Here is a 10,439-nt window from a genome sequence, read left to right as displayed (position 1 = left end):
CGGCGTTCTTGTTCGAGGGAAGAGGCAGAAAAGCTTGTGTTCAGCCATATGATTCTGTGTTTTTTAGTAAAATAATGGATAATCAACACTCGTGTGCCCTTTCAATTCCCTGCGCCGCGATATCGTTTAACCCCTTTGTTCCATAAAAACACGGCAATCGCAAAAAAGACCAAACCCATAACCGGTGTTAAAAAAGCGTAGCCGTACCATTCTTTTTTGCCGAGAAAATACGCTGAAGGGTACACACCGACAAACGCAAACGGAAGCAACCATGTCAATATATAGCGAATGATGCGGTTATAAATATCGATCGGATAGCGGCCGTAGTTGCTAATATTGTACATCATCGGCATAATCGAGCTTCTCGCATCCGACCAAAAGCTGACCGTTGCCAGCGAAATAAAAACGCCTGCATAAATAAACATCCCGCCGAGCACAAACAAAATAAAAATAAATAAATCATACCAATGAAGCTCTAAGTGCAGACGCGAACCCGCATATACCATAATAATGATGCCTGTAATCCCGCCAAGAAGCGATTCGAGCTCCATTCGCTCCAAAACGATTTGAAATAAGCTGTGCACCGGCCTCGTTAAAACGCGATCCATTTCCCCGCGCACAATATACCGCTCATTAAAATCCCAAATATTGAAAAACGCCCCAAACAACGCAAACGGCACTAAAAAGAAGCCATAAATAAAAATCATTTCATCTCTCGTCCAACCGTTCAGCAGTTTCGTATGGCCAAAAACAACGAGAATAAAAATTAAATTCACCGCTTGAAACATGAGATCGGAAATAAACTCCACAAACAAATCAGCTCGGTATTGCAATTTCGTTTTGATATATTGGGCCATATATTGAAAAAAGACGGATACGTAAAACACGACATCATCCCCCTTGAACGACAAGCTGCTTTTTCGCTGCTTTCCAGAGTAGCTGAATTGGAATCAGCAAAATGACGCTCCAAATGAGTTGAAACAATAACCCGTCGATAACAGCTTGCCCTTGGAAGCTTTCCGTAAAAATCATGCTCGGAATATAGCTAATTCCTTGGAATGGAAAGTATTTCATTACTTCTTGCGCCCAGCTAGGATAAAAGCTAATCGGCAAAATCAACCCAGAAAACAAGTCAATGACGAACCGTTTTGCCCGCAACAATCCTTCGTTATTCAACGTAAAAAACGTCACCATTCCCGCTAACAAATTCAATTCAGAGTTAATAATAAAACTGAGCGTAATCGATAACGCAAAATATGCCCACGTGTTAATATTCGTTGAAAAATGAAGCGGAAAAAGAAAAGCCGTAATGATGACGCCAGGAAGCGAAAGGAAGAATAAACGGAAAATCCCTTCTCCTAGACCTTGCATTGTTTTCATGCCTAAATAACTGTACGGACGGATTAATTCTGTCGCCACTTTTCCTTCTTTAATCTCCATTGCAATTTCGCGGTCAATATTGTTAAAATAAAACGCCCGTGCCATCCATGAAACCGCTACATACGTCGTCATTTGTTCGATTGACATTCCTTGAATCGATGATTTCCCGCTATAAATGGCGGACCAAAGAAAATAATAGGCTCCGATATTAATGCAATAAATTAAAATACCGGTATAATAGTTCGTGCGGTAGGCAAGCATCATTAAAAAGCGAATGCGAATCATTTCGATGTATTTATCCATGCGCAACACCTTCTTCATAGATGTTGCGAATAATTTCTTCCGTCGAAATTTCATGAATGTTGATATCTTGAATGTCATAACGAGCTACAACACGGCTAATGACATCAGATACATACACAGGCGGCACGTGCGCGATCCAGCTGTTGGCTTGCTCGCCTTTGCGCCAATCGATTTTTAAATCATTAGTGAGGACGCGCAGCTCCTCATCCACGACTTCTTTTGCAAATGTGAACTGAATTTGTTTTCCTTCGCCCCAATTTTCCTTTAACCGCTGCAACGAGCCGTCGTAAATGATCTTTCCTTCATCAAGCATAATGACGCGTTCACATAACGCTTCAATATCCGAAATATCATGTGTCGTTAATAAAATCGTCGTCTTGTATTTTTCATTAATTTCTTTTAAAAATTGGCGAATTTTTAGCTTCACCAACACATCAAGCCCGATGGTCGGCTCATCTAAAAACAAAAGCGGCGGGTTATGAATTAAAGCCGCTGCCAATTCACAACGCATCCGCTGCCCAAGCGACAATTTGCGCACCGGCTTATCTAACAACGGACCGATATCTAATGTTTCAATGACATGTTCCATATGTTCTTTATAATCGCGGTCCGATACCCGATACACTTTTTTCAACAAACGAAATGATTCTTGTACCGCAATATCCCACCATAGTTGTGAGCGCTGGCCGAACACAACGCCAATCGTTCGCACAAATGCTTCCCGCTCTTTATGCGGATTCATGCCATTCACCACGACTTTCCCAGAAGTCGGCGTCAAAATCCCTGTCAGCATTTTAATCGTCGTCGATTTTCCGGCGCCGTTTTCCCCAATGTACCCTACCATCTCTCCTTGCTTGACGGTAAATGAAATATCATCGACCGCACGAATGATTTTATAGTTTCTCGTAAATAAATCACGAAACGCTCCCATTAAACCGGAGCGGCTTGAATAAGACTTAAATTCTTTTCGCAGTTTCTCTACTTCAATTGCATAATCCATTTTCTCGACCTCCACATAAGCAATAGTTTAGCGAAAGTCGAAATGAGAAACAAATGGTATGCTTATGCTAAAATAAAAAACGGCAAAAAAATCGCGTAGGAGGCTTTTAAGCATGCAATTTACCAAATCCGAACAACTATATAAAGAAGCGCTTGAGCATATTGTTGGCGGCGTCAACAGCCCTTCCCGCTCCTATAAAGCGGTCGGCGGCGGTGCTCCTGTCGTCATGGAACGCGCACAAGGCGCTTATTTTTGGGACGTAGACGGCAATAAATATATCGACTACTTAGCGGCATACGGACCGATTATTACAGGGCATGCGCATCCGCATATTACAAAGGCGATTCAGCGAGCAGCCGAAAACGGAGTATTGTATGGGACACCTACTCCTTATGAAATTTCATTTGCGAAAATGTTAAAAGAGGCGATCCCTTCGTTGGAAAAAGTGCGTTTCGTCAACTCCGGAACAGAAGCAGTCATGACGACCATTCGTGTTGCCCGCGCCTATACAGGAAGAGATAAAATTATCAAATTTGCCGGTTGCTATCACGGCCATTCTGATCTCGTGCTTGTCGCCGCAGGCTCTGGCCCATCGACATTAGGGACTCCCGATTCTGCCGGCGTGCCGAAAAGCATCGCGCAAGAAGTGATTACCGTTCCATTTAATGATGTCGATTCATTTAAACAGGCAATGGAACGATGGGGCGATCAAATAGCAGCAGTTCTTGTTGAGCCAATTGTCGGCAATTTCGGCATCGTTGAACCGAAACTAGGATTTCTTGAAACGATCAATGAACTCGCCCATAAAGCGGGAGCGCTCGTCATTTACGATGAAGTCATTACAGCGTTTCGCTTTATGTATGGAGGTGCGCAAAATTTATTAGGCATTGAACCGGACTTAACAGCGCTCGGAAAAATTATTGGCGGCGGTCTTCCGATCGGCGCATACGGCGGCCGCAAAGACATTATGGAACAAGTCGCTCCGCTCGGCCCTGCTTATCAAGCGGGAACAATGGCCGGAAACCCAGCTTCCATTCTTGCCGGCATCGCCTGCTTAGAAGTGCTGCAGCAAGACGGCGTTTACGAACATCTTGACCGCCTCGGTGCAATGCTTGAAGAAGGAATTTTAACACATGCCAAAACATACGATATCCCAATTACAATCAATCGTCTAAAGGGGGCGTTAACCGTCTACTTCACTACACAGAAAGTAGCAAACTATGAACAAGCCCAACAAACAGATGGCGACATGTTCGCAAAATTTTTCAAACTGATGCTAAAACAAGGAATCAACCTTGCTCCTTCGAAATACGAAGCATGGTTCATTACACTTGCACATACAGAAGAAGATATTCGATATACAATCCAAGCGGTAGAACATGCATTTAAAGTATTAAAAAATGAATAAATATACAAAACAAACGGGAGTTCACCTCTTCCGTTTGTTTATAAAAAACAACTGAAAACGCTTACAAAAAATTTTACTGCCTCCATATTAGAACATGAATATTGTATCCAAAAAAATGAATAAATAATTGATTTCACCTCTTGAACGTGGTAACATAGACTATAAATTTCTGAAAATTTTTATTTAACGATTGTTACTTCATATTTTTCTTATAGAACATTGTGCGCAGGAGGTGAAAGGCAAAAGGTGGGAGTCCCCACTTTCAAGCCGCCAAGATGAAACAACGCTGGAATCCGAGCCTTTTTAAAGATTTCCATCACGCAGAACACGATGCCTGTGGAATTGTGGCCGCCATTGAAAAACGGCGCATTCCAACGAGAGAAAACATTATGACCTGTATTCAAGCCCTTGTCAAAATGAATCACCGCGCCGGATTTATTAACGGAGAAGGCGATGGCGTCGGCATTCATATTGATATACCAAGAACGCTTTGGATGGAAAAGCTAGCGAATGCCGGTCAAAACCCGGAAATTGCAAACGATAACAATTTTACAGTTGGACATATTTTTATTAATCGATCGACGAATGTCGAACAAGTGAAATCCATCATTAAACATTTATTCAAACAATTCGGTTTATCGCTTATTTTTGAATCTGATCGCGTCACATCCTCCCATGCGCTAGGACCGATCGCTTTGCGGCAAGAACCTGTTTTTTGGCAAGTGGCTCTTTTGCCAAATCACGATGACCGGTTAACTCAACGTCTGTTTGATCTGCTCATTGAAATCGAAAAAGATGAAAATGTTCACGTTGCTTCTTTAAGCAACTTCCATGTTGTCTATAAAGTAATGGGGGCAGGAGATATTTTACCGAAATACTACCATGATTTAGCAAATCCGCTCGTCGCCTCGACCATGACATTAGGACATAACCGTTATTCAACGAATACATTATCGAACTTTTTCCGTGTTCAACCGTTTAGCGTGCTAGGACATAACGGAGAAATTAATACAATCGCCAAACTTCGTGATGAAGCGATGATGATCGGCGTTCCGCTTACAAGCGGCGGAAGTGATTCGCAAGATTTGAGCCGCACTATGGAAACGCTTATTTGCCGTCATGGATATAGCTTATTTGAAACGATGGATCTATTGTTCCCGCCGATTATTAATGAAATCAAAGCATATCCGCCACATCTTCAAGATTTGTATGCGTACATTCGCGAGGCATGGGGACATTTTGCTCAAGGTCCAGCCGGCATTATCTCTCGCTATGGTGATGAAGCGGTATTTAGCGTTGATGCGCTAGGATTGCGGCCTCTTTGGAAATTAGACACGGAAGATCGTTTCGTTTTTGCGTCTGAGCCAGGAATTATTGCAGCAAGCGAATACACAGGAGAGCCAAAGCCTTTAGCCCCTGGCGAAAAAATCGGTTTAAAATGGGGGCATGACGGAAACATTCAAGTGTTTGAATATGTTAAGTTCCAAGAAGAAGTATATACGCGCTTTTCGAAACGGTTCGATATTACGAACTTCCGTAAACGACTCGATCCTCCTGTTTTGGAAAAACATCTATTTGTCGCAACTCCAACGAAAGTCCATAACGGGCAATACGCCGCTTTCGGCTGGGATCGCGAACATATTCAGCTTCTTGAGCAAATGGCCGAAAAAGGTGCCGAACCGATTCGTTCGCTCGGTCATGATGCGCCGCTTGCTGCGATTGATCCAAACCGGAAAAATCTCGCTGATTTTATTAAAGAAAGCGTCGCTGTTGTGACAAACCCAGCGATTGACCGTGATCGCGAGACGGAGCATTTCTCAACAAGAACCGTAATCGGAAAGCGTCCGTCATTATTTGAATCACAAAAATTTTCTTATGTAATAGAACTTATTTCACCGATTTTGATCGAAGGAAAATTAGGATATGACTGCGCAACTGCATTAGGACATCCTTCATACGACCAAATCGTCCATGCGTTCCAGTCGAAAGATTTAGCATACGTCCTTTCCGCTACGTTTACGGTAGATGAAACGATTAAAGAAGCACTGCAACGCCTTTCTTATGAAGCATGTGAGGCTGTTCGTTCTGGAAAAACATTGCTTGTCCTTGATGATGCAGAAGCACATCAAAACGGAAATTTATGGATAGATCCGTTATTAGTAACATCTGCAATTGATCAAGCTTTAACCGAAAACGGATTACGGCGTGATTGTTCGATTTTGCTTCGCTCCGGTGCGATTCGTTCATTGCATGACTTTATTGTCGCTTACGGATTAGGCGCCAATGTCATCAGCCCGTATTTAATGTTCGCAACCGTCGCGTCTGAAGACTTGATCACACCTGTTGTCAATTTATTTAACGCTCTGAATAAAGGATTAGAAAAAGTGATTTCAACGATCGGTATTCACGAATTGCGGGGATATAGCCGCCTCTTCTCATCGATCGGCTTGCATGATGAAATCGCTGATGTATTAAAAATCGTCAACTTCTTTGGATCTGATTCATTACAGTACGATTTTGCAGCGTTAAAAGAAGATGCAATCGCTCGCGCTAAAGATTACGCCGATGAAAATGCCAAGCCAGGAAAAACATTCCATGTATTCCCGCGCATTTGGAAGGCAATTGGGGAAGTGGCGCAAACTGGTTCATACGATAGCTATCGCGAAAAATTAACTGAACTAGAAGCGGAAACACCGACAACGATTCGTCATTTGCTTGATTTAAAGAAAGCGAAAAAAGAAATGCCGGTTGAAAAAGTCGATATTAGCGTCGGAGAGCATAGCTTGCCGTTTGTAATCGCCTCGATGTCGTTCGGTTCGCAAAACGAAGTCGCATTTCGCGCTTATGCGGAAGCAGCTGATCGGTTAAATATGATCAGCTTAAATGGCGAAGGCGGCGAAATTAAAGATATGCTCGGCAAATATCCGCGCACGCGCGGTCAGCAAATCGCTTCTGGCCGTTTCGGCGTCAATGCTGAACTGCTCAACTCTTCTAATTTGTTAGAAATCAAAATTGGTCAAGGGGCAAAACCAGGAGAAGGCGGTCACCTGCCAGGTGCAAAAGTAACAGCGAAAATCGCTGAAGCTCGTAATGCGACGATCGGCTCTGATCTCATTTCGCCATCTAACAACCATGATATTTATTCGATTGAAGATTTGGCGCAAATGATCGCTGAGCTTAAAACAGCGAACGACCAAGCGAAAGTGGCCGTCAAAGTGCCGGTCGTACCAAACATCGGGACAATTGCGGTTGGCATTGCCAAAGCCGGAGCTGACATTATCACGTTAAGCGGTTTCGATGGCGGAACAGGAGCGGCCCGCATCCATGCTTTACAACACGTAGGTCTGCCGGTCGAAATTGGCGTCAAAGCAGCGCATAATGCTCTGTTGGAAGCCGGTTTGCGCAATAAAGTGGAAATTTGGGCCGATGGCGGCATTAAAAGTGCGCTTGATGTCATCAAAGTTATGTTGCTTGGTGCAAACCGAATCGGATTCGGTACCCTTTCAATGATTGCGATCGGCTGTACAACATGCCGCGGCTGTCATTTAGATACATGCCATGTCGGCATCGCTACGCAAATCGAATCGGAAGCGCAGGCAAAAGAACATGGATTACGCCGCTTCGTTCCGCGCCAATTTAATGCGGCGGTGCAAGGGCTCGTAAACTTGTTCACCGCATTTGGAAACGAACTTAAAGCACTGACAGCAGCGCTTGGCTATGAGCGGTTGCAAGACATCGTCGGGCGTTCCGATTTATTGGAACAAGCAAGAGGTTTAGAAAAAATTGATTTAACTCACTTGCTGAAAGTACTGGAAGTCGGACAGTTCACGCAAAAAGAAGCAACTGCAAGCGTTGAAGAATCGCAATTGCTTGTCGCTGCAGGAGCCGAATATCTCGATTACCGCGTCGAAGATTTGCACCGCTCACGCGAATTTTCGGCTGTCACTTCCGAACAGCGCGTTCTCGGCAGCCGCGTCTCTTGCCATCGCGTTCGCGGCCGTTTGGATGGCTCATATAAAAAGCTTCCAAATGTTACATTACGTTTCAAAGATGGATCCATTCCTGGAAACGGACTCGGTGCTTATAATAGCCACGGCATCCATATTCATGTCGATGGCGGCGCACAAGACGGCATCGGGAAAACAGCGCTTGGCGGCAGCATCCTCATTTTTAAAGCAAAAGGAAAAGACGGAAAGTTTTATAACGGATCGGTCGGAAAAGGGTTTGGCTACGGCGCACAAAAAGGACTGCTCGTTGTCCAAGGAAACGCCGATGCCCGCGCTGGCATTCGCCTTTCTGGTGCCGATATGATTATCGGCGGCCAAGTCACCACACCAATTCCGGAAGAAGAACACGGGAATATCGGCGCACGTGCAAACATTAAAGGATTCGCATTTGAATATATGACAAACGGGCGAGGTCTCGTTCTCGGCGACCCTGGTCCATGGATTTGCGCGGGTATGACAGGCGGAGTCGTCTATTTGCGCCACCAACCAGAGATGGGATTAACAAGAGCAGCGCTTGAACGCCGCATCGCGAAAGGAGCGCAAGTTCGTATTGAACGCCTAAGCGAAAGCGGAAAAACCGATGTATACGAACTTTTATCCAAATATATTGATTTGCTCATCGAGCACGAACAATTTGAAGAAGCGGAATCGTTAAAACCGCTGCTTGACAAACCGGAAGATCACTTTTTCCAAGTCATTCCGGCAAAAGAGCAAGCCGATCCTTCCGTTTCAACTGAATAATGTTTACATTCCATTTCATAAGAGGTATCTCGTCAATGAGGTACCTCTTTTTTATTTCAAAAACATGTATATAAATGCAATTTGGAACTTTAACGTTTTCGTCTTTTATGGAGTAATCGGTATGTTTCGACTGTCGGGTGACCGAACAACACCGCTTCCAGACAAATACATTTGTCTGTGAAGCGGTAGGTTGTTCGGTCCTCTGTCACGCGAAGGCGTGACGAAGACAAGTCACACACTTGCCTCCGACAGTCGAAAAAATAGGGAGTCTACTTTTTCGTCAGCCATAAATTAAACCTCCCAGTTGTATTTATATAAATAATAAGGAAAAATGAATTTTATATAGCATGGTCGCCTTTTCTTTTTCAAAATCATGTTCATTTTCCTACTTGATATCCTCTTACAAACCATGTATATTACTAAATTGTTTATAATTCGTTTTGCATTAATCATTTATTTTTGAAACAAAAAGGAAGGATTTGGAGATATTATGAAACTCGGAGCCCGCATTTTTAAAACGGGAATAGCCGTTACATTAGCACTTCTTTTAGCGAACATCATGAATTTTCCTTCGCCGGTTTTTGCTGGTATATCGGCCGTCTTTGCGATGCAGCCGACGATTTACCGTTCTTACTTATCCCTTGTCGAGCAAGTGCAAGCGAACATTATCGGTGCCATTTTTGCGATTATAAGCGTCCTTTTATTCGGTCACAATCCATTTGTTATTGGATTAACCGCTATTTTAGTCATCGCCCTTTGCTTGCAACTTCGTTTAGAATCGACGATTTCGGTTGCATTGGTGACGGTCATTGCCATTATGGAATATACAGAAACAAATTTTATCCAATTTGCCGTTGTTCGATTTTCGACGATTATGCTCGGAGTGCTTGCAGCATTTATCGTCAATCTCATATTTCTCCCACCTAAATATGAAAAAAAACTTTATCATAGCATTACAGAAAATACGGAAGCGATTTTAAAGTGGATTCGCATGAACATTCGCCACGCCTCTGAGCATCATATGTTAAAAGAAGATATCGAAAAGCTAAAAGAAAAAATGATCAAGCTTGACCAGCTGTACTTGCTTTATAAAGAAGAAAGAATATATTTACAAAAAAACCGATACCAACGATCGCGGAAACTCGTATTATACCGGCAAATGATTTCGGCTACGAACCGAGCGCTCGATACGTTAAAAGTGCTGCATCGCCTTGAAAACGAGCTTTATCATATGCCGCCGGAATTTCAACAAACTGTCCGTTCACAACTCGATTATTTACTCCATTATCATGAACAAATTTTATTAAAATTTATTGGCAAAGCGAAATTCCAGCAAGAATCAGAAATTGCCAGCAAGGCGTTCTATGAAAAAAAGCGGCTTGTTGAGGCGTTTTACGAATATAACGAGCAAGGCAACGAATACCACCTCTTTTTGTTAATCGGCACCATTATTGCCTACGGGGAGCAATTGGAGCATTTAGATAAACTGATTGAAAGCTTTCAACAATATCATAAAGACGAAGAATCGTTGGGGATTTCTGGGCGGGAAACATAAAAAATGTCCGGCTTTGCTCAGTCGTTCGGAGTAAGGCAAAACCGA

Annotated in this window: 6 protein-coding genes; 3 read left to right on the top strand and 3 right to left on the bottom strand. The window is 43.2% G+C overall.

Annotated features, from left to right (window positions below; genetic code table 11):
• Positions 1 to 101 precede the first annotated feature (101 nt).
• Genes HNQ34_RS15840 through HNQ34_RS15830 form a run of 3 tightly spaced genes read right to left on the bottom strand, consistent with a single transcriptional unit; the run spans position 102 to position 2,683 of the window.
• Positions 102 to 887 carry an ABC transporter permease gene (locus HNQ34_RS15840; protein ID WP_183256303.1) on the bottom strand — a complete coding sequence of 262 codons (786 nt, stop codon included), beginning with the start codon at positions 885 to 887 and terminating at the stop codon, positions 102 to 104.
• A 4-nt stretch (positions 888 to 891) separates the two neighbouring features.
• Positions 892 to 1,683: an ABC transporter permease gene (locus HNQ34_RS15835; RefSeq protein ID WP_183256301.1), complete on the bottom strand. Its 792-nt coding sequence runs from the start codon at positions 1,681 to 1,683 to the stop codon at positions 892 to 894.
• Positions 1,676 to 2,683, bottom strand: a complete 1,008-nt coding sequence (locus HNQ34_RS15830) for an ABC transporter ATP-binding protein (RefSeq protein WP_183256299.1) — start codon at positions 2,681 to 2,683, stop codon at positions 1,676 to 1,678. Before HNQ34_RS15830 ends, HNQ34_RS15835 begins: the two co-directional genes overlap by 8 nt.
• Before the next feature lie 112 nt (positions 2,684 to 2,795).
• Here HNQ34_RS15830 and HNQ34_RS15825 point away from each other — a divergent pair, with 112 nt between their 5' ends.
• The 3 genes from HNQ34_RS15825 to HNQ34_RS15815 all read left to right on the top strand — a co-directional run bounded on the left by HNQ34_RS15825 (position 2,796) and on the right by HNQ34_RS15815 (position 10,394).
• Positions 2,796 to 4,091 carry a glutamate-1-semialdehyde 2,1-aminomutase gene (locus tag HNQ34_RS15825; protein WP_183256297.1) on the top strand — a complete coding sequence of 432 codons (1,296 nt, stop codon included), beginning with the start codon at positions 2,796 to 2,798 and terminating at the stop codon, positions 4,089 to 4,091.
• A 275-nt stretch (positions 4,092 to 4,366) separates the two neighbouring features.
• Complete coding sequence (locus tag HNQ34_RS15820; protein WP_183256295.1) at positions 4,367 to 8,839, top strand: glutamate synthase-related protein; 4,473 nt, start codon at positions 4,367 to 4,369, stop codon at positions 8,837 to 8,839.
• 490 nt (positions 8,840 to 9,329) lie between these two features.
• Entirely contained in the window at positions 9,330 to 10,394 is a 1,065-nt protein-coding gene (locus HNQ34_RS15815) for an FUSC family protein (RefSeq protein ID WP_183256293.1), read from the top strand.
• Positions 10,395 to 10,439: the final 45 nt, after the last annotated feature.

The sequence above is a fragment of the Anoxybacteroides tepidamans genome, assembly GCF_014201465.1.
Classification (GTDB): domain Bacteria; phylum Bacillota; class Bacilli; order Bacillales; family Anoxybacillaceae; genus Anoxybacteroides; species Anoxybacteroides tepidamans.
This window is presented reverse-complemented; position numbering and strand designations above follow the sequence as displayed.